Origin of the sequence: Pararhodonellum marinum (assembly GCF_015354735.1) — a bacterium.
GTDB lineage: Bacteria > Bacteroidota > Bacteroidia > Cytophagales > Cyclobacteriaceae > Pararhodonellum > Pararhodonellum marinum.
Genome location: NZ_JACEFJ010000010.1, coordinates 91056 through 117439, shown reverse-complemented (window position 1 = coordinate 117439; position 26384 = coordinate 91056). Strand labels below are relative to the sequence as shown.

Here is a 26384-nt window from a genome sequence, read left to right as displayed (position 1 = left end):
TATTTAATTTCCAACCTTTGCCCTCCATAAAGGAAAAGACCTTTACTCCGTTTTAAGCTTATTTGACGCAAATAAACCAAAAAGGAATATCATGATTGGCCAACAAGTCATTCAAGTACAATCGATTATACTCTTGATTAGCCCAAGAATTAATTCAATTTAAGCTTTAAACCTCAAGAATAAAAATTGAAATCGCAACCGATTGCATAAAATTTTTTCCTGTAGTCAGAAAACTAAATCCAAAGGCTTTAGCGACAAAGCCTTACATTATAAAATAAAATTTTATAATGTATTTAATTTCCTTTTTTTCAATCATTGAAAATTCTAATACGAACAAATTAAGGAATAAAGGTTCGATTAAACCCTTTTAAATGGAGCGGAATTTATGACATTCAAAAAACCAATCTTTTGAAAAAAAAATCGTTTAAAACCACGATATCTCGAAAATTTAACCAATGTTATTAAAATAATGAGAAAAAAGATTTAATTTTAAAGAACATCATACCCAAAATAAACCCAATGATGCCTAATTCGCCATTAATTTTAAAATACAACCGATTTCATAAAGGTGATTATGACTCGATCCCGTGTTTTTCTGATTTTGGGCAAATTGTAATAAAAACCATGGTTTTCTTTTTACTTATAGAACCATATCCTAACCATCGATACTTTGTTCATTGCTGAAATCAGACCCGACGAACCCAAAATAACCTATGGAAAAAGAGATTACCATTTATGACATCGCCAAAGACATGGGTGTTTCTCCCACTACTGTAAGCCGGGCCTTGAACAATCATCCGGCAGTCAATGCCAAAACCAAAAAAAGGATTTATGATGCAGCTCAGGAAATGGGGTATCAATCCAATATTTTTGCGGCAAATCTCAGAAAGAAAAAGACCAATAATATTGGCGTCATCGTACCTAGACTCAACAGTAATTTCCAGTCTTCGGTGATCGCCGGAATGGAAAAAGTGGCCAATGAAGCCGGATTTAACCTGGTAATCAGCCAGTCACTGGACTCTGTGGAAAAGGAAATAGCCAATGCCAATACCCTGTTCAACAGCCGGGTAGATGGGATGCTGGTTTCTTTGGCCAATACCACCGAAAGCATTGAACACTACAACAGGTTTTTTAAAAAAGGTATTCCTACATTGTTCTATGACCGGGTTGCGGACCATCCGGCTTGTACCGGATTTGTTATTGACAATACCCAAGCAGGCTACAAAGTCACCCAGCACCTGATCGAACAAGGTTGCAAGCGGATTGTACATGTCATTGACAACATAGATATCAACGTCTATGCAGACCGACTCAAAGGTTATAAATATGCCTTGCTGGACCACGACATGCCTTTTGATGAATCGTTGGTGATTTTCTCAAACCTTAGTGAAGAATCTGCTGAAGAGATTGTCGAACAAGTCAAAAAGCTTGACCCTTTGCCTGATGCACTATTTATTTCCAATGACGCGTGTGCAGCAAGTTGTCTTCGTCCTCTCAAATTGGCTGGTTTTCGTATACCGGAAGACATTGCCTTGGTGGGCTTTAACAATGAAATCAGTTCTAGGCTCGTTGAGCCAAACATTACCACCATCAATTATCCCGGATACGAAATGGGAGAATTGGCCATGAAAAACCTCATCAATCATTTAGAAGGAAAATCCATCGGCGTGCTGTCTAAAACAAATAAAATTACTTTGAGGTCTGAGCTTATCATCAGGGAATCTTCCCTTCGGAAAAAATACAGCCCTCAGCCAACCTGAAGTCCAAAGAGGATTTCTGCGATTCATTCAATAACCTGTACCATGAAGCCCATTTACCTTTTAATTTACCTCTTGTTCATTTCATTTTCTTTACAAGCCAATGACGGCTACAAGCTTTGGTTACAGTATTATCCTTTGACTTCTGGGAATGAATTGTATCAGACTTTTCTGGGTAATGTAAAAACAGGAGACCAATCCCCCACCTTTGATATCATCCAAGAAGAAATAAAATTGGCTTACAACGGCTTTTATAAAGAAAGTTACCCCAAAGCCAATGTCATGAGTCTTGATCAACCCCAACTGATCATTGCCCTTCCCGGACAATCAGAAATGATATTGCGAAATGTCAGTAAGGTGGATCTGGAAAAATTGGGGCCAGAAGGCTACCTGATCAAAAAAATCACTGCTGATGGAGCTGAAAAGATTTTGATTAGCGGTAATTCCGAAATTGCCTTACTCTATGGAACATTCAGGTTGCTTCAAGCCGCACAAAAGAACCAACCGCTACCCAATGAAGGTATGGTTTCTGTACCTACCATTGAACGGCGGATACTCAACCACTGGGACAACCTGAACCGAACGGTGGAAAGAGGTTATGCCGGATTCAGTATCTGGAATTGGCACCGCTTGCCCAGACACATCGATCAACAATACCTCGATTATGCTAGGGCCAATGCCTCCATTGGAATCAACGGCACAGTCATCACCAATGTCAATGCCAATGCACTCGTCCTTACCGCAGATTACCTGAAAAAAACTGCTGCTTTAGCCGATGCATTCAGGCCCTATGGAATCAAAATCTATTTAACAGCAAGGTTTTCCTCGCCGATGGAAATCGGTGGTTTGCCCACAGCTGATCCCCTAGACCCGGAAGTGCAGCAATGGTGGAAAGATAAAACGAAGGAAATTTATGAACACATTCCTGACTTTGGAGGCTTTCTGGTCAAGGCGGATTCAGAAGGTCAGCCCGGGCCTCACAACTATAAGAGGACACAGGCAGAGGGAGCCAATATCCTTGCAGATGCGGTCAAACCCTTTGGCGGTATCGTCATGTGGCGGGCTTTTGTGTACAGTGAAGAAACCCCGGATGATAGACACAAACAGGCATACAACGAATTCAAACCCATTGACGGGGAGTTTAGGGACAATGTCATCGTCCAGGTAAAAAACGGAGCCATTGACTTTCAGCCAAGAGAACCCTTCCACCCGCTTTTTGGGGCCATGCCGAAAACGCCTTTAATGATGGAGTTTCAGATCACCCAGGAATATCTGGGGCATGACACCCACTTGGCTTACCTGGCTCCCATGTATGAGGAAGTCCTCCAAAGTGACACCCATGTGCAGGGGCCTGGCTCCACGGTTTCAAAAGTCATTGATGGCAGCCTTCATCAATACAGCATGACCGCCATGGCAGGGGTGGCCAATATCGGTACAGACAGGAACTGGACCGGTCATCATTTTCATCAGGCCAATTGGTTTGCCTATGGCAGGTTGGCTTGGAATCCGAACACCCCTTCCGCTGACATGGCAGAGGAGTGGCTTCAACTCACCTTTACCACAGAAGAAGAATTTGTCCAACCTGTCAAAAAAATGATGTTGCAGTCCCATGAGATGGTCGTCAACTACATGACACCACTTGGCCTACACCACATTATGGCAAGAAGCCACCATTATGGCCCGGGTCCATGGGTGACCGGTGGAGAGAGGGCAGACTGGACTGCCACTTATTACCACAAAGCCACTGAAAAGGGAGTAGGATTTGATCGCACCCCATCCGGAAGCAATGCTTTGGAGCAGTATGCCCCCGCCATTCAGGAGACATGGGGAAATCTGGAAACCATACCTGAAAAATACCTACTGTGGTTCCACCACCTGCCTTGGGACTATGGGCTTAAAGATGGAAACAGCCTTTGGGATGGTATAGCCCTGCATTACCAAAAAGGGGTTGAAGAAGCCTGGCAGAACATACTGACCTGGGAGGAAATGAAACCCTTTGTAGACCCGGAAAGACATGCCCATGTTCTTTCTTTCATGAAAATACAGTCAGAAGAGGCCATTTGGTGGAGAGATGCCTGTCTGCTGTACTTTGGTCAGTTTTCTCAAAAGCCCCTTCCTGAGGGAGTGGGAAAGCCTGCCCATGATCTGGAGCATTATATGAAATTGAATCCCAAATTTGTCCCTGGAATCTAATACCGGTGGCGTAACCAAAACCAATTGCTAACCTTTAAGCACGCATTTTAATGAATTCAAATAAAGTCGCGATCGTAACAGGAGGCGCCTCCGGACTGGGTTTGGCTACGGCAAAGAAATTCACCTCGGAAGGCATCCAAACTGTTATCATCGGAAGGAATGAGACTAAATTGAAAGATGCCCAAGCCAGTTTGGGTGAACTTGCCTTTCCTATCGTATTTGATTTGGCGGATACTGCTGGAATACCCGAATTGGTTAAACAAATCAAACAACAGTTTGGAAGCATTGACATCCTGGTCAACAATGCAGGGATCAATCTAAAAAAAGACTTTGTGGATGTGACCGGATTGGAATTTCAAAATATCCTTAACACCAATGTCCTGTCAGTTTTTGTCCTGTCCAGGGAAGTAAGCAAAGTCATGATCGACCAAGGTGAGGGATCCATCATCAACATTTCCTCTATGGCTGCCAAATACGGTATCCCGAAGGTAATCGCTTATACCGCTTCCAAATCAGCCATTGAAGGCATGACCAAGGCCATGGCAGTTGAACTTTCCCCTTTGGGCATCCGGGTCAATTGTGTGGCGCCGGGTTTTATCGCCACAGCCATGTCTGCCAAAGCGCTCAACAATGATCCCGAAAGAAAAAGCAAAGTACTGGGCCGTACTCCAATGGGCAAACTGGGTGATCCCTCTGATGTGGCAGAAGCGGTGTACTACTATGCCACCGATGCGGCAGCCTACGTCACAGGAACTATTCTTGCCGTAGACGGAGGAAATTCGATCGGATTTTAATCCAGCCAATTTGGCCCGAAATGCTTCTATTCCTTTAAACCTAAATCAACATGACCACATTTCCACTTAAACCATAACAACATGAAAATCCATCGTTTTGCTTTGCTATTGCCCTTTTTACTGGCCTTGGGCTTCATCACCAAAGATAAGGCCGAAGAACCCGGTATGAAAGATGCTTACAAAGATGTCTTTTATATCGGTGCGGCCCTCAATCACCGACAGATCAACGGCCAGGATGAAAAAGCCCTCCCTGTGCTTCAAAAGCACTTCAACAGCATCACAGGTGAAAACCTGATGAAATGGGGGCCCATCCACCCACAACCTGATAAATACAATTTCGGGCTTGCCGACCAATTTGTGGATTTGGGAGAACAACTGGATGCATTTATTATAGGCCACACGTTGGTATGGCACAATCAAACGCCCAATTGGGTATTTGAAGATGAAAATGGACAACCTTTGACCAAAGAACCTCTGCTAGCAAGAATGGAAGACCATATCGAACAGGTGGCAGGGCGATACAAAGGCCGAATTCATGGCTGGGATGTGGTCAATGAAGCTTTTTTTGATGACGGGAAGTTCAGGAACTCCAAATGGTTTGAAGCAGCAGGAAAGGATTTTATCAAAAGGGCCTTTATAAAAGCAAATGAGGTGGATCCTGAAATGGAACTGTATTACAATGACTACAACATGTGGAAGCCCGAAAAAAGAGATGCGGCCATCGCATTGGCCAAGGAAATGAAAGAGGAAGGCATCCGCATAGACGGCATAGGCATGCAGGGACACTATGGTCTGGAATCGCCAAGTCTGGAACAGATTGAAGCTTCTATTGTGGCCATTGCCGAGGCAGGTTTTTCAGTCATGTTTACAGAGGTGGACATCGATGTGCTCCCCAATCCAGTCAACAGGTTCGGTGCCGACATCGATGCTACCTTTGAAACTGAGGAAAAATACAATGTTTACAAAGAAGGACTGCCTTTGGAAGTTCAGATTCAATTGGCGGAAAGGTATGAGGAGCTCTTTGCTCTCTTTTACAAACACAGAGACAAAATCAGCCGCGTCACCTTTTGGGGCATCCATGATGGTGGCAGCTGGCTGAACAACTGGCCGATGCGCGGCCGTACCGCCTATCCCTTGCCTTTTGACCGACTTTATGATGAGAAGAAAATGATCATTGAGCGGATTAAGAAGGTGCCTGGAAAATAGATTTTCGTTTTATCGGCAAGTTCGGTTCTTGTCCGATACTGATTGATATTTTCCTGAGGATGATAATTGTTGATATTGGGATTATGGCAGTGCTTTTAGCAGAATGATTTTTCATATTGGTAAGTTAGAATGTAAGCAAAGAAAATCGATTTTTCTTTTCACTTCGAAAGGATTGTATAACGAAGGTAGGCTTGCCTAAAGCAGGTAGACTCGGTGTCCGGAGTATTTATTAAAAAGTAGGGATTAAGGGGCGCAAAGCCACACCGTAATCCCTACTTTTTAACAATATTAGATACTGGTGGATATCTTTATATTAGGTCTTTACCGAACAAATTTCATCAAAAGGAAGAAATCAATTCTAATACTAACTTTTAAATGGAATTCTATCCAATATCCATCAATATCCAATATCCACAAATATCAAAACTCATTCCCCTTCCAACTCATATTTAAGGGTTCTCCCTTTTTCTACGGCAGGAAGTCCCTCTGTCATCCAAAGCGGTGCAGGGGCTCCTTTGAGGTAATGGTCAAAGAACTGGGAAAGCCTGATGGACAGGTCTTTTCTGTTTTTTCGCTGTCTCAGGTTATGGTCTTCATCATTGTATTGCAAAAGCCAAGCTGGCTGATTGAGGCGCTTCAAGGCCATAAACATCTCAATGCCCTGATACCATGGAACTGCTCCGTCGGCATCATTGTGCATGATCAGCACTGGCGTTTGGACCCGATCCATGTAAAACAGGGGGGAATTTTCTAAATAGTACAGCGGTTTTTCCCAAAGCGTTCCTCCGATCCTTGATTGGGTCTGCTCATACTGGAACATACGGCTCATGCCCGTTCCCCAACGAATGCCACCATAAGCTGAGGTCATGTTGACCACCGGTGCCCCGGCTCCCGCCGCTTTAAACATGTTGGTCCGCGTGATCAGATAGGCCACTTGGTATCCCCCCCAACTTTGCCCCTGGATGGCCATATTTTCTGTATCGATAAAACCCTTGGTAATCACAGACTGAACGCCGGGAATGATGCAATTGTAAGCACTGGGTCCCGGAAGACCCAGATCATATTTGATGTCCGGCACAAAAACCACGTAGTCATTGCTTACAAAAAAAGGAATGTTGATGATCGAGGCACTGGGTACCGGAGCCCTGTAACCGTGTAGTCCATCTGAATTTCTTTCGTAAAAATAGACCATCAAAGGATACCTTTTTTCCGCATCAAAATCCTCAGGTTTGAACAATAATCCCTGCAAAGGTGTGCCGTCATTGGCAAGGTATTCCACCAATTCCACCGATCCCCAATTGACCTCGCTTTGCTGTGGATTGGCAAAGGAAAGCCGCTCAAGGGCAGTCATATTTAAGTTTCCTGCAAATACATCAGGATATTCCTGATAGGTGGACCTTCTTACCGTGATGGCATCACTGTTTTCGGCCTTGGTAAGTCCATAATAGCGGTGGTCAGAAAATAGCAATGGACTGGGAGGTTTTTGACCAGTCAAGTCCCCTGAATAATACCCACTCTTTTTATTGGTTTCATGAAAAGCGTTCAGAATCAGCGGTTCCTTGGCTTTGATCCCACGTTCTTCCTTATCTAACACCTGTCTCCGAAAAGTAATTTTCTGCTTTCTCCCTTCACCCAAGGTGATGTTTTGTGGCGTGGTCTTTCCTGTGGGATCAATTTTCCAGATATCATATCGATCATAAATCAAAAAAGCCTTATCCCCTTCTGTCCAGCCTGCACTGCCATACCCACCGGGCATGGAAGGCGAATCATGCAGTTCTTGGTACAAGGCCTCAGAAATGCCTTTGGCGAGATTCAAATTCGCTTTTTTCTCAATATCATATCCCAACCAAGTGCTATCTGATTGACTGTACCATGTGATGTATTTCCCTTCAGGAGAAAGACTAGGGTAACCATAGGCTGAACCAACAATTTTAGTCTTTTGTCCTGTTTTTAAATTTACCAAGTAAATATCCCTGCCTATCTGGATGTCCCAGCTATACTTCCGTCTTTGGGCAGCATCATCCGTGCCCAAGGCAAAACCATGTGTGGCTTTCCGGTCCACATTGATGTCCATCAATTGCCTGTCTTCCAATTGTCTGATGGCACCTGCTTGAAGGTCATACAACGCCAGGTAGGTCCTCTTTAACTCTTGCTCTTTTCTGGAGAGTTGCATGGGCTGGATTTCATCATCCTGCCAGCCCCAAATATCCAATTTCACCCTATCCTCATCGAGTATGGTCGTATCTTCCTCGTAAGCGAAGGTTTGGTAATCAGGAGCCGTTCCAAAAAACAGGTATTGACCATCCTCTCTGAAATACAGGTCTCCATTTTTGCTTACCATTCCCTCTTTTAGGATGTTGGGATGATCTTTATCCGCCAGTTTACTTGTGCTTTGCTTCTTGAGGTCATAAAGGTAAAGGTCATAATAAGGCTTTTTGCTTTTGGCTGAATCTTCGGTAGTTAAATAAGCCAGAAAAGCCTCGTCTTTAGAAAAAACCATGTTATGGTAATCGGCCTTCCCTTCATCCACTAACATAGCACTCCCCTTGGACAAGTCAAAAACCTGTAAGGCTGCATTTTTAAGGGTATCTTCGGTGGCTTGTCTGTAGAAAAGGTATTTCCCGTTTTCAGAAAACCCGTATTGGTCCACTCGTGACAGTTCAAAACTTTGATTCCCCTGAAAATCTCGGAGGAGTAAAGTGGTTCCTTCCGTACTTTTTCGCTTATCTTCAGCTTTTTCATTGGTTTCGGTACTGTCCTTTTTGGCTTCCTTGGTCTCCTTCTCTTTCTCAAAATGAACCGCCACCCAAGATTGGTTTTTTGCCGGGATCTTGAAAGATTTTACTCTTGCCAGTTTTTCAATGGATCCTGAACTGAGGTCCAAAATGAAAAGACTGTCCTTGGGCATTTCTTCTGATTTGGTCTTTTTTAGTTTAAGGAGCTTCACACTGTCTTTCTCGGGAATGATTTTGCCCAAGACCCATTGACCATCATCTGTAAACTGAAAGGCTTCTCCTCTCGGTACCAGGTACCTTTTGCCCGGGTCACCATGAGCACTTGCCTCAAATCGCCCATCACCTTCCTGAGGTTTGATTTCGAAACCCACCCATTGGCCGTTTTTGGTGATCTTCTCTGAATCAACCGTTTCCCAAGCATCATAATCCGCGTGGGTAAGCGGACGTTTTTGTTGGGCATAGACTTGGACAGAAAACCAAAGAAAGCAGAATGCAAAAAGGAAAGGGTATCGATTCATCATGGATAGATTTGTTTTTTGCCAAAATACCAAATTTTAAAACAAGGGAAACCATTTTTTTATACCAATGGAGCAACTAGTTTTAGGGAATGCCGAAGGTGAATTTGAAAATATGGCAATAAGGATCCCTTTTTGGCCAGTTTCCTGCATGGGATTTTTTTAAATCGAAGCCATCAGCGCGATGGATCGAATGGCGTGAATTTAGACCTTTAAAAAACGACCGCCAGATAACATCCAAATTCCAATGGAGTAAATTAAAGATGTATCATGGGTATGAAAAACAGTATATCCATTACGAAAGATCTTAATTCGAAAATGAATGGGAAAGAATGAAATTGAGGTAAGTCCAAATAAAACAAAAAAGTCTTGCCAGAAGCAAGACTCTTTTCAGAATATAAACCCAAATATAACTTTAGAGATTAAAAGTCATTTTAAATTCTTCGACCGATTCTGAGGTATTTCAAATAAATACAATCAAAATATTAGGCCATGCATATATTTTCAAAATTATTTTATAGCTGACTTAAGTAACCTCAAAATAAACACAAAATTTACTCATTTGCAAACTGAAAAAATATTTTTGGTAAATTTTGACAATTTCATAATATTAGCACATATTTATTCCAATAATTTTAATAAAACAATTTCATAATGGACAAAATTTTAGATATTGACAATGTAGATCTAAAGATCATTTCCTTACTCAATGAAGATGCTAAAACACCTTATACCGAAATAGCAAAAAAAGTTTTTGTTTCATCCGGAACGGTACACGTTCGGATGAGAAAACTCGAAGACATGGGCATTGTCAAAAGCGCCACCCTTAACATTGATTTTTCTAAGCTGGGCTATGACATATCCGCTTTTTTGGGCATCTATTTGGAAAAAAGCTCGCTATATGACAATGTGATTGAAAGACTCAAACAAATTTCGGAAGTAATCAATGCCTACTATACTACCGGTAATTACAGCATTTTTGCCAAAATAATCTGCAAGGACACCAACCACCTGCGAACAGTTCTTGACAACATCCAAAAAGTGGAAGGTATCGATAGAACAGAAACCTTGATTGTGCTGGAAGAAAGCATCAACAGGCCCATTCAGTTGTTTGAAAAAGAATAGGTATCAAATTATTTAGATTAAGTCTAAATAAATAATTTTTGCCTGATCAATGGTTTTTTTCAGGAGTAAATCCAATACTCCTGTTGAAAACCATTCTTATTTTATATCTCAAAATATTTGTTTTCAAGCCCTTAGGCTTACTTTTTCAATTTTATAGGGGGAAATTTCAATCCTTTCGAACATAATAAATTGGATTAATGTTATATCTTTGCGCTATAAAATGTAATTAGTCTAAATAACTCAACTGATGAGCAAAGACAACCAAATTTTAGAAGAATTAACTTCCAAAGAATACGAACACGGATGGTGGGTAGACTACGAGGCTGATGAAGCCCCCGCTGGATTGAATGAGGATATCATCCGTTGGATTTCAAGCAAAAAAGAAGAACCTGAATGGTTGCTTGAATGGCGGCTGAAGGCCTTTAGGACTTATATGAAGATGAAAGAGCCTGTTTGGGCCAATGTCACCTATCCCAAGATCGACCTCCAAACTTTGAAGTTCTATTCTGCTCCCAAACAAAACAACAAGCCTAAAAGTCTGGATGAAATAGATCCTGAGCTGCTTAAGATATATGAGAGGCTCGGCATCAACCTTAATGAACAGAAAAGGCTACAAGGTATAGCAGTAGATGCCGTTTTGGATTCGGTATCTGTGGGTACTACCTTTAAGGAAACCCTTGGAAAATTAGGCGTAATTTTCTGTTCTTTCAGTGAAGCAGTAAAAGAACATCCGGAACTGGTCAAGAAATACCTGGGCTCTGTGGTGCCCATCACAGACAATTATTATGCAGCACTCAATTCCGCGGTGTTTTCCGACGGATCATTTTGTTATATACCCAAAGGGGTTCGCTGCCCCATGGAATTGTCCACTTACTTCAGGATCAATGCGGCCAATACGGGTCAATTTGAAAGAACATTGATCATCGCGGAAGAAGGTTCCTATGTGTCATACCTGGAAGGTTGTACCGCACCACAAAGAGATGAAAACCAACTTCATGCGGCCGTGGTGGAGATTTATGCTGCAAAAAATGCTGAGGTAAAATATTCTACGGTTCAAAACTGGTTTCCCGGTGACAAAAATGGGAAAGGCGGCATTTATAATTTTGTAACCAAAAGGGGAATCTGTGCCGGTGATTATTCCAAAATCTCTTGGACTCAAGTGGAAACAGGTTCTGCTGTCACTTGGAAATACCCATCCTGCATACTTAAAGGTGACCACTCCATCGGAGAGTTTTATTCGGTGGCAGTGACCAACAATTATCAGCAAGCTGATACGGGAACCAAAATGATCCATATCGGAAAAAATACCAAATCCAGGATCGTTTCCAAAGGTATTTCTGCAGGAAGGTCCCAGAATTCCTATCGAGGTCAGGTGCAGGTCATGAAAAGGGCCACCAATGCGAGAAACTTCTCTCAGTGTGATTCACTGTTGATGGGGGACCGTTGTGGCGCTCACACTTTCCCTTACATTGATATACAGAATCCTACTGCCAAAGTGGAGCACGAAGCCACCACTTCCAAAATCGGGGAAGATCAGATATTCTATTGCAACCAAAGGGGCATTGCCACGGAAGATGCAGTAGCCTTGATTGTCAATGGCTACGCCAAAGAAGTCCTGAATCAGCTTCCTATGGAATTTGCCGTGGAAGCACAGAAACTACTGGCCCTGACCCTTGAGGGAAGCGTAGGCTAATCTTCAAAACAAGAAAAAATTTCCATTACAATGCCTCAGACTTTTTTGTTAAAGAAAGTCTGAGGTTTATCTTATCCATACAGCAATGTTAAGTATCAAAAATTTACATGCCTCTGTAGAAGGCACTCCTATTTTAAAAGGAATCAATCTGGAAGTAAAACCTGGAGAGGTGCATGCCATCATGGGACCCAACGGTTCCGGCAAATCTACCCTCGCCTCAGTATTGGCCGGTAAAGAAGAATATGAGGTGACTGCAGGTGAAGTGATTTTCAAAGGAAAAGACCTATTGGAACTCAGCCCGGAAGATAGGGCCAGAGAAGGCGTCTTTTTGGCCTTCCAGTATCCGGTTGAAATCCCGGGAGTCAGTTCAACCAACTTTCTCAGAACAGCCGTCAATCAGGTAAGAGAATATCGGGGTCAGGAACCCCTTGACGCAGTCAAATTTCTTACTTTGATGAAAGAAAAAATGAAACTGGTAGAGATTGACCAAAAACTGCTCAGCAGGTCCCTCAATGAAGGCTTTTCAGGAGGTGAAAAGAAAAGGAACGAGATTTTTCAGATGGCCATTTTAGATCCCTCACTTTCCATTTTGGATGAAACGGATTCCGGCTTGGACATCGATGCCCTGAAAGTGGTATCCCATGGGGTGAATACCCTTAGGTCTGCTGACAAAGCCACCATCGTCGTCACCCACTACCAAAGACTGCTGGATTACATTGTTCCTGACTTTGTCCATGTGCTGTTTGACGGTAAAATTGTTAAATCTGGCAATAAGGAGTTGGCTTTGGAGCTGGAAGAAAAAGGTTATGACTGGATCAAAGAGGCCACCAATGGGGCGGCTGTCTGATCACTCCATTTCCCAATTCAACCTGAATGCATGAATATATGACGAATACAAAGACACTACGCTTAATCGATACCTTTCTCAACGGACTTTCCGAGGATTTCGGCGCTTTCGCTGATTTGAAAATGGAAGCTTTGGATGCCTTGCGTACCCAAGGTTTGCCGGCGCTTAAGGAAGAGGAATATAAATTTACCCCCATTAGCAAAAAACTGGAAAGTACTTTTGGTGAAATCAAAGCTACCCAAAAAATCAATTTAACGGCTGCACAAGTAGCAGCTGCGCACATTCCGGGCTTAGATGCCCATGTTTTGGTTTTCAACAACGGGCAATGGGATCAGGAACTGTCCAATTTCACTGGAGCTGAATTTCAAATTCTTTCTATTGAAGAAAATGAAGCCAACCTGAATGGAAAGATAGGAGCGATTGCCAAAAATGACAGGGATCATTTTGTCCCATTGAACAGCCTGACTTTCCAAGAGGGCATCAGCCTTGAGATTCCCAAAGGCAAAGCCTTGACAAAACCGGTTTTGATTTTGCATTTTGTTCAGGCCCTAGAAGGTAATTATACAGCTCCCAGAACTTATATTTCTGCGCAATCCCAAACTGCCGGAACTTTCATCGAAAAAACAATTTCCTTAGATGAGGCACCATACTTTAACAATGTGGTCACCGAAATTCATGTAGGTGAAAATGCCCATATACATTATTATAGGGTCCAAGAAGAAAGCAGGTCTGGGATTACCGTCAACAACTTTGAGACCAACATTCACAGGGATGCCACCTTCACCTCAGTAGTGCTTACCCTGCAAGGAGATATGCTGAGAAACAACCTTAGCCTTAACCTTTTGGACAGTGGATGCGAAGGCAACATGTACGGGCTTTACCTGGTCAATGGCAAAACCCATGTGGACAACCATACCAATGTGGATCACACCAAGCCACATGCTGAATCCAACGAACTTTACAAAGGGATTTTGGCAGATCAGTCCCGGGGAGTATTCAATGGGAAAATCTTCGTAAGACAGGATGCCCAGAAAACCAATGCTTTTCAGCAAAACAACAATATCCTACTTTCGGAGGATGCCATTGTCAACACCAAGCCCCAGCTGGAAATCTGGGCAGATGACGTCAAGTGTTCCCACGGATGTACCATAGGGCAGCTGGATGAGGAAGCCTTGTTTTATCTGAGGGCAAGAGGAATAGGAAAAGAAAGTGCGAGAGGGCTTTTGTTGTATGCTTTCGCCGGGGAGGTTTTGGAGCATATCAAAGAGGAATCCTTCAGAGATTATTGCATCGGTTTGCTTCAGGAAAGACTTGGCGGCTCTTATTGATGGCATTGGATCTAACCCATATCAGAAGTTTGTTTCCCATCCTTGATCAGGAGGTCAATGGCAAGCCCTTGGTCTATTTTGACAATGCGGCTACGACCCAAAAACCCCAATCGGTCATCGATGCCCTTTCTCAATATTATCAGACGGACAATTCAAATATCCACCGGGGTGCCCATACTCTGGCCGACAGAGCTACCCGTACCTATGAAAAAACCCGTGAGATGGTCAGGGAGTTTATTGGGGCCAAGGAACAGGAAGAAATAATTTTTACCAAAGGCACTACTGAGGGCATCAATCTGGTAGCCGCCACCTTTGGGCGAAAATACATACAGGCAGGAGACGAGATCATCATCTCCACCATGGAACACCACTCCAACATCGTCCCATGGCAGATGCTCTGTGAGGAAAAAGGTGCCCATCTAAAAATAATACCCGTCAGTGATGCCGGTGAAATCGACTTGGAAGATTTCAAAAAACTTTTAAGTCCTACAACAAAGCTGGTTTCCGTAGTCCATGTCTCCAATGCCTTGGGCACCATCAATCCAGTCAAAAGCATCATTGATCTGGCCCATGCACAGGGAGCCAAAGTACTCTTGGATGGGGCACAATCCACCTCTCACTTGGAAGTGGACGTACAGGCTTTGGATTGCGATTTCATGGCTTTTTCTGCACATAAAATCTACGGCCCTACCGGAATGGGGGTGTTGTATGGCAAAAGAGAAATTCTCGAAAGCATGCCTCCCTATCAAGGCGGTGGAGAAATGATCAAAGAAGTGACTTTCGAAAAAACCACCTACAATGAAATCCCCTTCAAATTTGAGGCAGGGACACCCAATATAGGGGATGTCATCGCTTTTCAAAAGGCTTTGGAATTTGTCAAAGAAATAGGCAAAGCCAACATCAAAGCCCATGAGGATGACTTGCTAGCATATGCGGTGGAAAAGCTTTCCCACATCAAAGGCTTTGTTCCTATTGGAACCGCCAAGGAAAAAGTCAGCGTCGTTTCCTTCCTGATCAAAGACATGCACCCCTTTGATGTAGGCATGATGCTGGATGCTTCAGGCATAGCTGTGAGGACGGGGCATCATTGTACCCAGCCACTTATGAATCGATTTGGAATTGAGGGAACTGTTAGGGCTTCCTTCGCTGTTTACAACACCAAAGAAGAAATCGATAGGTTGGCAGAAAGTGTCCATAAAATCGCTAAAATCAAAAACAAATAAATGACCTCGATCAATCAGGTTCAGGAGGAAATAAAAGATGAGTTTGAAATCTTGGGTTCCGATAGAGAATCCACGATTTATTACATCATGGAGTTGGGAAACGGCTTGCCCCCTTTTCCGGAAGAAGCCAGAACGGATGACCATATCATCAAAGGCTGCCAATCCAAAGTTTGGTTGGAAGCGAAGGAAGAGGAAGGTAAAATTGTTTTCCTTGCTGATTCCAATACAGACATTACCAAGGGTTTGATCAGTTTACTGATCCGTATCCTGTCTGGAAGGACTCCAGATGAGATCCTCCAAGCAGAACTCTATTTCATCGAACAGATCGGAATGGGCAACATCATCGGTTCGCAAAGGTCTAATGGCTTGGCTTCCATGATCAAACAAATGAAGCTGTATGCCTTGGCTTTCCAAAGTAAATTAAACGCATAAAGTATGTCCACTACAGAAGAAGGAAAAGAAACCATCAACATACCGGAGTTAAAAGAAAAAGTGGTTTCGGCCATCAAAATGGTCTATGATCCCGAGATTCCGGTAGACGTCTATGAGTTGGGCTTGATTTACGAAATCAATATCTATCCGGTCAACAATGTATATGTCTTGATGACCCTTACTTCCCCCAATTGTCCATCCGCTGAGTTCATTCCTTCAGAAGTAAAAAACAAAATCCAACAAATACCCAACATCAGCGACGTGGAAGTGGAACTTACCTTTGACCCTCCCTATTCTCAGGACATGATGTCGGAAGTTGCAAAATTAGAATTAGGCTTTTTATAAATTGTAAAACCATAATTATCAAAAAATATGTATCCAGAAGAATTAGTAGCCCCCATGAGATCGGAATTGACTGAGGCGGGCTTTCAGGAATTCAGAACAGCAGATGAGGTGGAAAGCCACCTAAAAGACCACAAAGGGACTACCTTGATTGTCATCAATTCAGTATGTGGTTGCGCTGCGGGAGCCGCAAGACCCGGTGTAAGAATGGCATTGGACAAATCTCCGGTGAAGCCGGACACCCTTGCCACTGTCTTTGCCGGCAATGACCGGGATGCCGTGGCAAAGGTGCGTGAATTTCACCTTCCCTATCCTCCTTCCTCCCCTTCCATGGCCCTTTTCAAGGATGGTGAATTGGTGCACTTTGTAGAGCGTCATCACATCGAAGGCAGAAATGCCCAGATCATAGGAGACCATTTGGTAGAAGTCTTTGAGCATTTCTGCAAATCCTAAAAAGTAGCCCTGATGGGCTATTTTTTTTGTTAAAAAACTATAACTTAACTGGTGAATCTTTACCGAATTTAATTTTGTCAACTTAGGTTTTGTACCACAGGATTGTAGGAAAAACTGGCCTGAATTTCTTTCTTTTCTTAGTTGGATTGTAGCCTTTAGCCCAATATTATTTGTTGGACATTCCCTGAATAATTAGGCCTCTTGAGGAATAAAGTGTGTATATAATGCACGATTTTATTAACTTAAGGGGCTAAAGTATAGTTGTATATTTTGATCACATACATAAATAGATAAAACCCATAAATATGTCAGAAATTGCCAAGTTATCTTTTGATGGAAATGAATATGAATTTCCGGTACTGGAAGGAACAGAAAACGAAAAAGCGATAGATATTGCCAAACTGAGAGCTGATTCTGGCCTGATCACCCTGGATCCAGGATATAAAAACACGGGAGCAACCAAAAGTGCGATTACTTTTTTGGATGGAGAATTGGGAATCCTGCGCTACAGAGGTTATGGAATAGAGGAGCTTGCCGAAAAGTCCTCCTTTATGGAAGTCGCATACTTGTTGATTTACGGAGATCTCCCTTCTCAGTCCCAATACGAATATTTTTCCAATCAGATCACCACACATACTTTGGTGCATGAGGACATCAAAAAAATATTGGATGGTTTTCCTTCCAATGCCCATCCGATGGGTGTATTGTCTTCCTTGATCTGCTCACTGACTGCATTTTATCCCAATTCGTTGGATCCCAATAGATCCAAAGATGAAGTTGATTTGAGTATTGTCCGCTTATTGGCCAAAATGCCAACTTTTGCCGCTTGGGCATTCAAAAACAAAATGGGACATCCGGTGAATTATCCGGACAACAGCCTGGACTACTGTTCCAATTTTCTAAAAATGATGTTTGCCCTACCAGCGGAAAGATATGATGCAGATCCAGTAGTGGCCAAAGCCCTGGACCAATTGCTCATCCTCCATGCAGACCATGAGCAAAACTGCTCTACTTCTACAGTAAGAATCGTAGGTTCTTCCCAAGCCAGCATTTATGCCTCCATTTCTGCCGGCATCAATGCCCTCTGGGGACCGCTTCACGGGGGAGCAAACCAATCTGTAATCGAAATGCTGGAAGCCATCAAAGCTGATGGCGGAGATTCCAAAAAATATTTGGAAAAAGCCAAAGACAAAAATGATCCTTTCAGATTAATGGGTTTTGGACACCGGGTTTATAAAAATTTTGATCCCAGGGCCAAAATCATCAAAAAGGCCGCAGACGATGTATTGGGCAAATTGGGTGTGAGTGACCCTGTATTGGATATCGCAAAAGAACTGGAACAAGCAGCCTTGAAAGACCAGTATTTTGTGGATCGCAAACTTTATCCCAACGTGGACTTCTACTCGGGTATCATTTACAGAGCTTTGGGAATACCCACGGACATGTTTACTGTCATGTTTGCTTTGGGTCGACTTCCCGGCTGGATCGCCCAGTGGAAAGAGATGAGAGAAAACAACGAACCCATTGGCCGACCTCGTCAGGTATACACCGGCGCCAATGAAAGGGATTATGTATCTATGAACAAAAGATAAACTAGTTTCTTTGATGATGTAAAAAACCACTGGTTAGCCAGTGGTTTTTTTTTGAACTTTCTTATGAAATATTTTTAAAATAACAGTAATTTTAATGTCAATTAAAACCCACCCATGATGAGCAATAATTTAGAAGAAGCAAGAGCTTTGACCAAAAGATTTACGGTGAAGCCAAATAATGAAGAACTGCTCCAATTGTATGGGTTGTACAAACAGGCCACTGAAGGTGACAACAAAGAGGATCCTCCGGGGGCTTTCGACTTTATCGCATCTGCCAAATACCATAGCTGGGAAAAGTACGAAGGAAAACCGAAAGAAGAAGCCGCCCAAGCTTATATTGATCTGGTAAATGAATTGTCTAAGAAATATCTATAGGATTTTACTGCCTTACTTGACGAGGTTTTTGTAATATATCCTGGTCATTTTCCTATGATTTGAGATAGAGGTGGCTGCCATCTTCTTATTTTATTTCTTTTCAAACGTTGTTTAGCCAGGTTAAACCAAAGATATTACGCCAGTCTGTTCATATTTTTACAGAATATTCTAAAAACTTTTAACACATGTTTGCTTTTCCGAATAATTGATCTTACCTTTGCATCCGAATTAAATTATAACATTTTTCTAACCGTGGGTTTCCTTATTGTCGCTGGATATGGGATATCACCAGGAAATCATGGTCTAGAGAAGTAAGGAAACATTTCATGGAACAAGAATTAACATTCTCAGACCTTGGGATTTCAGAAGAAATCCTAAAGGCAGTGGAAGACATGGGCTATACCCATCCTTCCCCAATTCAAGCACAGACCATCCCTCAGTTATTGGAAGGACATGATGTCATCGGACAGGCACAGACCGGTACCGGAAAGACAGCAGCGTTTGCCATTCCTATCATTGATCAGGTGGATCCCTCAGTGAACAAGCCACAGGCACTTGTCCTTTGTCCTACCCGTGAACTCGCGGTACAGGTAGAAGGTGAGATCGTTAAGCTGGCGAGGTTTAAGAGAGGTGTATCCAGTACCTGTATCTATGGTGGAGAAGCCATTGACAGACAGATTAGGAGCTTGAAAAAAGGCGTTCAGATCGTAGTGGGAACTCCCGGTAGGATCATGGACCACATGCAAAGACGTACGTTAAACCTGGACAACGTAAGCATCATCGTATTGGATGAGGCGGACGAAATGTTGGACATGGGTTTTAGAGAGGACATTGAAATGATCCTTAGTGCCATGCCAGAAGAAAGACAGACCGTCTTTTTCTCTGCGACCATGCCTAAGCCCATCATGGATCTGACCAGAAAATTCCAGACCGACCCAAAAGTTGTCAAGGTACTTAGAAAGGAACTGACGGTAGAAAATATCACTCAGTCTTATTATGAAGTAAAGTCACCCCTGAAACTGGAATTGATGACCAGGTTGATCAACCTACATCAATTTAACCTCAGTGTGGTCTTCTGTAATACCAAAAGAGCAACAGACGAAGTTACTGAAGGCTTGATTGCCAGAGGTATCCAAGCTGAGGCCCTTCACGGGGATTTATCTCAGGCACAAAGGACCAAGGTCATGAACAAATTCCGTAAAGGTCACTGTTCGGTATTGGTTGCAACGGATGTTGCTGCCAGGGGAATTGATGTAGACAATGTAGAGGTAGTGTTCAATTATGACCTGCCTTTGGACGAAGAAAATTACGTACATAGGATCGGCCGTACAGGCAGAGCAGGTAAGTCAGGAATGGCCATCAGCTTTGTTACCGGAAGAAAAGACAACTTCAAGATCAGGGATTTGGAAAAATTCATCAAAACATCTATCCATAAACTTGATCCTCCATCTGCAACAGACTTAATCGAACTGAAAAAAGATCAGTTGGTGAAGGATGTCTACAAGGTGCTGAGCAAAGAAGAAGACAATCAGCTGTTTGAAGAAACCATCGGTCAGTTGTTGGCTGAAGGACTTTCTATGGATCAAGTGGCTTTGGCCCTGATCAAAATGCAAATGGGTGATGTGTTGAAAGTAGTTGAAGAGCAAAACTTCGAAGTGGATTTCTCCAGAGGAGATAGAGACCGAGGAGATCGCGGTGGCAGAAGAGAAGGCAGAGAAAGCAGAGACCGAGGAAGGGATCGCTATGCCAAGTCCGATAGCCGTGGAGGCAGTGGCAGGGAAAGAATTCCCCGTGACAAAACCGCCCGTGAGCCGAATATGGCCAGGTTATTCATCAACTTGGGTAAAAAGGACAGGATCAGACCGAATGACATTGTGGGTGCCATCGCCGGAGAAACCGGTGTACCAGGCAGAAGCATTGGAGGAATTGACATTTATGACAACTTTACGTTTGTAGATGTTCCTTCCAAAGACGCGGATCACGTGATCAAGGTGATGAAATCCAACACCATCAAAGGCAAGCCTTTAAACATTGAACTATCAAAAGGTTAAAATATAGTTAGGTTATTTTAGGTTATCATAAATGGAAAAGCACAATCCCCCAGGGTTGTGTTTTTTTTTATTCTGCAAAACACTTTTCTTGTTGAAACCCTGTCGGGGTTCAACCATTATTTACTCCGAGTGAGCGAGGCGACCCTGGACCAAAGAGCCATCCTCTTCCCAACATTTCTGCCCCACAATCTCCCTCTGGAAAACCAAGATTTTGCCGAAACCCAGAAAAAAAGGTCACCTTAGCGGCAATGGTAGTCTGAAATGTCCTATTTCAAATCAATCAAAAAGGAAGTAAGGTTTTTATGAATGGCAACATTGATTTGAATCAATCTTCCTTCTTTCCTCTCACTTTTTAGCTTTACCCAAAAAGTAAGACCTGCCTGCAGCGCAGCATGCAGGAAAAAGTCAAGCTGGAAAAATCCTTCCACCCGCAAGGCCTGCCCACCCTCGGTTTTCCAGCCACCCACCGCTCAACTAATTGAATGAGTACAGCCAGTTTTTTGAAAGTGAGATTTTGGTTTGATTCCATTGCGCACTTTTCAGCGCGGAACCCCAGGTAGGGCTTCAATCACTAGTTGCTCCGGGTGAAACCGGCGGGGGGTCGAGTGCCACCCCCTCCCTCAGTTTCGGCCCAAAAATTTCCCTCTGGAAAACAAACGTCTTGCCGAAACCTAGGAATAAGCGCCTTTTGGCAACGTCAATGTTGAACAGATATATCCTTTTGAAAAATCAACTCCTTAGCCTTACAACATATACCCCCATCAACCTGGTCATTTCAAATGGCCATTTTCCATTTTTGTCGCTGAAATTCTACTAAAAATATTCAGGAGTAGTCTGAAGATTACTCCTAGAGAAGGTTATCATAATGGAAAAGCACAACCCACAGCGGTTGTGCTTTTTTTTGTTAAGGTCACTCATGGTTCCTAAAATTTAAAAAGGCTTGGGAGAAATGAGCTTATTCACCTCACATTTGTTAAATTCACACTACCAAAGCACTCTTTTCTCATGCAACTCTTTTTTCAAGCAGACATCAAAGGTCCAAGTTTTGACTTAAGTCCTGAAGAATCACGGCACATGGCCAAGGCCCTGCGAAAGAAAATCGGGGATTTGGTTCATTTTACAGATGGTAAAGGCTCCCTGTTTGTTTGTAAAATTGATACCATCAATCCCAAAAACGTTCAATTGAGTATCGTGGAAAGGGAATTTCAGCCTATCCCCCCCTACTACATTCATTTGGCTGTGGCGCCTACCAAAAATCTGGACAGGATGGAATGGATGATAGAAAAAATCACCGAAATCGGCATACAGGAAGTTTCGTTTCTCAGGACAGTCAACAGCGAAAGGGGCATCCTGAAGCTAGACAGACTGGAAAAGAAAATGATTTCCGCCTGCAAACAGAGTTACAAAACCCATTTACCCAAAGTCAATGAGATGCGGGATTACGAGGAATTTGTCTCCGACCTGGAATTCCAAACATTTCAGAAATTTATCGCTTATGTAGATGAAGACAATTCCGTTCATCTCGCTGAGCAGGCTGTTCAGGACAATTCTTATTTGGTATTGATCGGCCCGGAAGGAGATTTTGCCCCAAAGGAAATAGATTTGGCCATCAAGCATCAGTTTTCTCCCTGTTCTTTAGGGCAGAGCAGGCTCAGAACAGAAACTGCGGGAATAGTAGCTGTCCATACTTTAAATTTAATTCATGAAAAACATGTTCCAAAAGTTCAATAGCAGCATTTTAATGGCATTTATGACCTTATTCTTCTCCTGTGAAGTCAGTGAAAAAAGCAGTGAGGAAAGTAAATCGGTAGGTCCAGATGGATGGCTTTCCGGTACCACTGAGGAACGGTTGGATGAAGTCGCCCATCAATTGGGAGGCTTTAGCCGTACCATGGTGGAAGTCTCCTACCGCTACAGCGAATTGTATTGGGCAGGTCAGGATGAAAACTGGCGTTATGCCGAACACCAACTGGAACACATTATAGAAGCCATGGAAGATGGTCTAAAAAGAAGACCTGTGAGAGCTGCTTCAGCGGAAGATTTCATGCAAGAAAGCATTCCTGCCATGGAGGCATTGGTTGAAAAAGAAGACAAGGAGGCATTTTTGGATGGGTTCAAATCCTTTACCACCGGGTGTAATGCCTGCCATGCCAAGGAAGGGGAATCCTATATTCTAATCCAAGAACCACAGCAAAGGACCTCTCCGGTAAGGTTTTAGATTTTATCGGAGTAATTTCGGAAATAGGCTTTCGCCAACTCAAGGTCTTCAGGAACATCCACCGCTATGGCTTGATGGGTAGTTTCTACCATTCTTATCGGTATTCCATTCTCCAACAACCTAAGCTGTTCGAGCATTTCAATCTGCTCTAAATGGGATTTATCGAGTTGGGTAAATCGGATCAATACGTCCTTCCGATAGGCATATATGCCAATGTGTTTGAAGTAATTGACTGCCACTTTTGAATCCCTTGCGAATGGCACTTTTGCTCTGCTGAAGTAAAGGGCATTTTGGGCCTTGTCCAAGACCACCTTGACCGCATTAGGATCTTCAGCTTGCTGTGTATCTATAGAAAACATCAAGGAGGCCACCTGCACTTCAGGATCTTTAAAAGCCTCCAGCAGGTTTTCCAAAGAGGTTTTGTCCTGAAATGGCTCATCCCCCTGTACATTGACCACGACATCCGCATCCAAAGTCGCAGCAGCTTCTGCTATACGGTCAGACCCGCTTTCATGTATTTTTTGGCTGAAAAATACCGTTCCGCCCAATTCCTCGATGTGAGAGGCAATCTCACTGTGGTCAGTGACCACTATGACCTGATTGAATATTCCGGTTGCCACGGTGCTCAGGTAAGTCCTTTGGATCACGGACTTGCCACAGAGATCGGCGGTCAACTTGGCCGGAAAACGGGTTGAAGCATATCTGGCAGGAATAAGGGCGATGCTTTTCATGCTACAAGTTTAGGGAAATAAAATTGATTTTTCTTTGAAATTACAATATGTAAAGCACGTCAGGAAGTCAAACCTTTCCCTTTGATAATTTTTATTTTTATCAAAAAGACATTACATTTTAGATACAATCCTAATTATCAGCTCTTTTTGTTTTACTATGAAAAAATCATTGATTATCAGTATGCTCTTTCTTGTTCTTGGTCTTGTTGCACAGGGACAATCTACAGATTATGTAGCCGAAAATTACACCAAAACAGAATACCAAATCCCTATGAGGGATGGAATCAAACTGCACACGGTGGTCTATGTGCCAAAGAATATGGATCATCCTACTCCCTTTTTGATGCAGCGGACCCCCTACTCCGCAGGACCTTACGGAGAAGGAAAAATGAAAACCCTCTTGGGGCCTTCCCCTAAGCTGATGGAGGAAGGATTTATCTTTGTGTATCAGGATGTCAGAGGCAGGTGGATGTCAGAGGGTGAGTTTGACAACATGCGGCCCACGGTCCCTCACCGCAAAAAGAACAGCAAGGAAATAGACGAAAGCACCGATACCTATGATACCATAGAATGGCTCCTGAAAAACATCAAAGGCCACAACGGGAAATTTGGCCAATGGGGCATTTCCTATCCCGGCTTCTATGCGGCAGCCTCTTTGCCCTTTGCCCATCCTGCCTTAAAAGCCGTATCCCCTCAAGCCCCGATTGGAGATTTTTATTTTGATGACTTTCACCACAACGGTGCTTACTTTTTGAGTTACTGGTTGGCAACGGTCGTTTTCGGATATCAAAAAGACGGTCCTACCGACAAACCCTGGTACCAAATGGTCGATGCCGGCACCAAAGATGGCTATCAATTCTTTATGGACATGGGTTCCTTAAAGAATGCTGACCAATATTATGGCGAGGATAATTTTTTCTGGACCCAACTCAAAGAAAACCCGGATTACAATGAGTTTTGGCAGGAAAGGAGCATCATTCCCCACCTGAGAGAGGTAAAACCTGCAGTCATGACCGTAGGGGGTTGGTTTGATGCGGAAGACCTATATGGCCCACTCACCATTTACAAAACCATAGAGGAAAACAATCCTGGCACCTATAATACCTTGGTGATGGGACCTTGGTCACATGGGGATTGGGCAAGAGAAATTGGCATCCAAAAGGTATCCAATGTGTATTTTGGAGACAGCATATCAACCTGGTACCAGGAAAATGTGGAAGCGGTTTTTTTCAATCATTTTTTAAAAGGGGAAGGTGATGGCAACACCGGACTCCCTGAAGCCTATGTTTTTGATACCGGCAGAAAAGAATGGAAAAGTTTTGATACCTGGCCCACCTCTGAGGCAAAGACAACAGTTTTTTATCCACATGCCAACGGGATGCTCAGCGAAGAAAAACCCAACGGGAAGGCCATCAGCGAATTCATTTCCGATCCCGCCAAACCTGTGCCTTACAGTCCGGACATCAAACTCAACTTTACCCCCAGAAAATACATGGCCGATGACCAGCGATTTGCTGCAAGAAGACCTGATGTGCTGGTATTTGAGACAGACATACTGGAAAAAGATGTCACTTTGATCGGAGAAATCATGGCATACCTGATGGTCTCGACTTCAGAGACCGATGCAGACTGGATCGTGAAAGTAGTGGATGTGTATCCTGGAGACACCCCCAACCATGATTATGTCCAGGAAGGTACCCAGATGAGCCATTACCATCAGATGGTCCGATCGGAGGTCATCCGTGGAAGGTACAGGGAAAGTTTTTCCGAACCGAAACCCTTCTCACCCGGTGAAATCACCGAGGTCCCCCTAATGCTCCAGGATGTGTTCCACACCTTCAAAAAAGGACATAAAATCCAGATTCAGATCCAGAGTACCTGGTTTCCTTTGATCGACCGCAATCCACAGAAATACGTGGAGAATATCTTCAAAGCCAATGAAGAGGATTTTGTCAAAGCCACCCACCGCGTATCCCACGATTCGGAAAAGCCTACCCGATTGGAGGTAAGTGTTTTGGAGGAGTAATTAAAATTGAATCCAATTCTTTCCATGATTTCAAATTGGCAAATAGGACAACAATGGCCTGGATTTTGATCCGGGGAAGCCATGCAAAAAAAGACAACAAATGCATGGCTAATCCTTTGGGCCATGCTGTTCTTGGCATCTTGTTCGGGCATCAAAACCTCCAACTCTGGAAAATTGGTGGAAGAGAGAGGCAAGGCCAGTTATTATGCCAAGAAATTTCAAGGACGTAAAACGGCTAGCGGCGAGAAATACAACGCATCCAAAATGACTGCCGCCCACAGGACCATTCCTTTTGGCACCATGGTGGAAGTGACCAATCTTAAAAACGGCAAAACCGTCAAGGTGCGCATCAATGACCGGGGGCCAAGGGTAAGGGGGCGTATCATAGATGTTTCGGGAGCGGCAGCCAAGAAACTCGACATGGTCAAGGATGGGGTGGTACAGGTGAAAATAGCTTACAAGCAATGAAATTAATTTAACACACCTAAGAATTTCTGACTTTACGGATTGTTTATCCTTAGAGAATATTTATTTAATATTAATTGGATACCTGCCTGCTGGCTAGGCAGGTTCAGATATTGGAACATGTATGTACGGAGTGATGCCAGTAATATGGAAATTCAATAAAATTCTCGCTGGCAAAACGTCCGACACATCCCTGCCCGACAGAAGGCGGGCCTGCCCGATGGAAGGCGGTGGACTTCCTACTTCGGACTTCCAACCCGTTTGAAGAAGAATACTGGGTTAG

Annotated in this window: 22 protein-coding genes; 19 read left to right on the top strand and 3 right to left on the bottom strand. The window is 43.3% G+C overall.

Annotation, left to right across the window (positions count from 1 at the left end; translation table 11 throughout):
• The first annotated feature begins 713 nt into the window (after positions 1-713).
• From H1A14_RS17120 to H1A14_RS17105, 4 genes are all read left to right on the top strand, one after another.
• Complete coding sequence (locus H1A14_RS17120; RefSeq protein ID WP_194777509.1) at positions 714-1760, top strand: LacI family DNA-binding transcriptional regulator; 1047 nt, start codon at positions 714-716, stop codon at positions 1758-1760.
• Between the two features lie 42 nt (positions 1761-1802).
• A complete protein-coding gene (locus tag H1A14_RS17115; protein WP_194777508.1) occupies positions 1803-3950 on the top strand; it encodes an alpha-glucuronidase family glycosyl hydrolase in 2148 nt (715 codons plus the stop codon).
• Between the two features lie 50 nt (positions 3951-4000).
• On the top strand, positions 4001-4744 hold the full coding sequence (locus H1A14_RS17110; protein WP_194777507.1) for an SDR family NAD(P)-dependent oxidoreductase: 744 nt from the start codon (positions 4001-4003) through the stop codon (positions 4742-4744).
• An 81-nt stretch (positions 4745-4825) separates the two neighbouring features.
• Positions 4826-5950, top strand: a complete 1125-nt coding sequence (locus tag H1A14_RS17105; RefSeq protein WP_194777506.1) for an endo-1,4-beta-xylanase — start codon at positions 4826-4828, stop codon at positions 5948-5950.
• A 427-nt stretch (positions 5951-6377) separates the two neighbouring features.
• Here H1A14_RS17105 and H1A14_RS17100 read toward each other — a convergent pair whose 3' ends face one another.
• Positions 6378-9206, bottom strand: coding sequence for a S9 family peptidase (locus H1A14_RS17100; RefSeq protein ID WP_194777505.1), 2829 nt, complete (start codon positions 9204-9206; stop codon positions 6378-6380).
• A 648-nt stretch (positions 9207-9854) separates the two neighbouring features.
• Here H1A14_RS17100 and H1A14_RS17095 point away from each other — a divergent pair.
• The 11 genes from H1A14_RS17095 to H1A14_RS17045 all read left to right on the top strand — a co-directional run bounded on the left by H1A14_RS17095 (position 9855) and on the right by H1A14_RS17045 (position 20661).
• On the top strand, positions 9855-10325 hold the full coding sequence (locus H1A14_RS17095) for an Lrp/AsnC ligand binding domain-containing protein (RefSeq protein ID WP_194777504.1): 471 nt from the start codon (positions 9855-9857) through the stop codon (positions 10323-10325).
• Positions 10326-10572: 247 nt separating this feature from the next.
• Positions 10573-12018 (top strand): Fe-S cluster assembly protein SufB, encoded by a 1446-nt coding sequence (gene sufB / locus H1A14_RS17090; RefSeq protein WP_194777503.1) that lies wholly within the window; start codon positions 10573-10575, stop codon positions 12016-12018.
• Positions 12019-12103: 85 nt separating this feature from the next.
• The gene (sufC, locus tag H1A14_RS17085) at positions 12104-12865 is read left to right on the top strand and encodes a Fe-S cluster assembly ATPase SufC (RefSeq protein WP_194777502.1); all 762 of its coding nucleotides are present in this window, start codon (positions 12104-12106) and stop codon (positions 12863-12865) included.
• Between the two features lie 38 nt (positions 12866-12903).
• A complete protein-coding gene (sufD, locus tag H1A14_RS17080; RefSeq protein ID WP_194777501.1) occupies positions 12904-14193 on the top strand; it encodes a Fe-S cluster assembly protein SufD in 1290 nt (429 codons plus the stop codon).
• Positions 14193-15416 carry a cysteine desulfurase gene (locus H1A14_RS17075; protein ID WP_317174902.1) on the top strand — a complete coding sequence of 408 codons (1224 nt, stop codon included), beginning with the start codon at positions 14193-14195 and terminating at the stop codon, positions 15414-15416. The genes sufD and H1A14_RS17075 overlap by 1 nt, the downstream gene beginning before the upstream one ends.
• A complete protein-coding gene (locus H1A14_RS17070; protein WP_194777500.1) occupies positions 15417-15848 on the top strand; it encodes a SufE family protein in 432 nt (143 codons plus the stop codon).
• Positions 15849-15851: 3 nt separating this feature from the next.
• On the top strand, positions 15852-16193 hold the full coding sequence (locus H1A14_RS17065) for an iron-sulfur cluster assembly protein (protein ID WP_194777499.1): 342 nt from the start codon (positions 15852-15854) through the stop codon (positions 16191-16193).
• Between the two features lie 27 nt (positions 16194-16220).
• On the top strand, positions 16221-16643 hold the full coding sequence (locus H1A14_RS17060; protein ID WP_194777498.1) for a BrxA/BrxB family bacilliredoxin: 423 nt from the start codon (positions 16221-16223) through the stop codon (positions 16641-16643).
• Positions 16644-16948: 305 nt separating this feature from the next.
• Positions 16949-18235, top strand: a complete 1287-nt coding sequence (locus H1A14_RS17055; RefSeq protein WP_194777497.1) for a citrate synthase — start codon at positions 16949-16951, stop codon at positions 18233-18235.
• Between the two features lie 114 nt (positions 18236-18349).
• Entirely contained in the window at positions 18350-18610 is a 261-nt protein-coding gene (locus H1A14_RS17050) for an acyl-CoA-binding protein (protein ID WP_194777496.1), read from the top strand.
• Between the two features lie 326 nt (positions 18611-18936).
• A complete protein-coding gene (locus tag H1A14_RS17045; protein ID WP_194777495.1) occupies positions 18937-20661 on the top strand; it encodes a DEAD/DEAH box helicase in 1725 nt (574 codons plus the stop codon).
• A gap of 266 nt (positions 20662-20927) precedes the next feature.
• Here the strand turns inward: H1A14_RS17045 and H1A14_RS17040 are convergent, their stop codons facing one another.
• Positions 20928-21128: a hypothetical protein gene (locus H1A14_RS17040; protein WP_194777494.1), complete on the bottom strand. Its 201-nt coding sequence runs from the start codon at positions 21126-21128 to the stop codon at positions 20928-20930.
• 538 nt (positions 21129-21666) lie between these two features.
• Here H1A14_RS17040 and H1A14_RS17035 point away from each other — a divergent pair.
• Together H1A14_RS17035 and H1A14_RS17030 are read left to right on the top strand one after the other, a co-directional pair.
• Complete coding sequence (locus H1A14_RS17035; RefSeq protein ID WP_194777493.1) at positions 21667-22392, top strand: 16S rRNA (uracil(1498)-N(3))-methyltransferase; 726 nt, start codon at positions 21667-21669, stop codon at positions 22390-22392.
• A complete protein-coding gene (locus tag H1A14_RS17030) occupies positions 22373-22879 on the top strand; it encodes a hypothetical protein (protein WP_228527834.1) in 507 nt (168 codons plus the stop codon). The genes H1A14_RS17035 and H1A14_RS17030 overlap by 20 nt, the downstream gene beginning before the upstream one ends.
• Here the strand turns inward: H1A14_RS17030 and kdsB are convergent.
• Positions 22876-23610 carry a 3-deoxy-manno-octulosonate cytidylyltransferase gene (kdsB, locus tag H1A14_RS17025; protein ID WP_194777492.1) on the bottom strand — a complete coding sequence of 245 codons (735 nt, stop codon included), beginning with the start codon at positions 23608-23610 and terminating at the stop codon, positions 22876-22878. The two genes, H1A14_RS17030 and kdsB, sit on opposite strands and share 4 nt — an antisense overlap.
• Positions 23611-23767: 157 nt before the next feature.
• On the opposite strand from kdsB, the gene H1A14_RS17020 reads away from it, so the two are divergent.
• Both H1A14_RS17020 and H1A14_RS17015 read left to right on the top strand, forming a co-directional pair.
• Positions 23768-25636 carry a CocE/NonD family hydrolase gene (locus tag H1A14_RS17020; RefSeq protein ID WP_194777491.1) on the top strand — a complete coding sequence of 623 codons (1869 nt, stop codon included), beginning with the start codon at positions 23768-23770 and terminating at the stop codon, positions 25634-25636.
• Between the two features lie 81 nt (positions 25637-25717).
• Positions 25718-26104: a septal ring lytic transglycosylase RlpA family protein gene (locus H1A14_RS17015; protein WP_194777490.1), complete on the top strand. Its 387-nt coding sequence runs from the start codon at positions 25718-25720 to the stop codon at positions 26102-26104.
• The last annotated feature ends 280 nt before the right edge of the window (positions 26105-26384 follow it).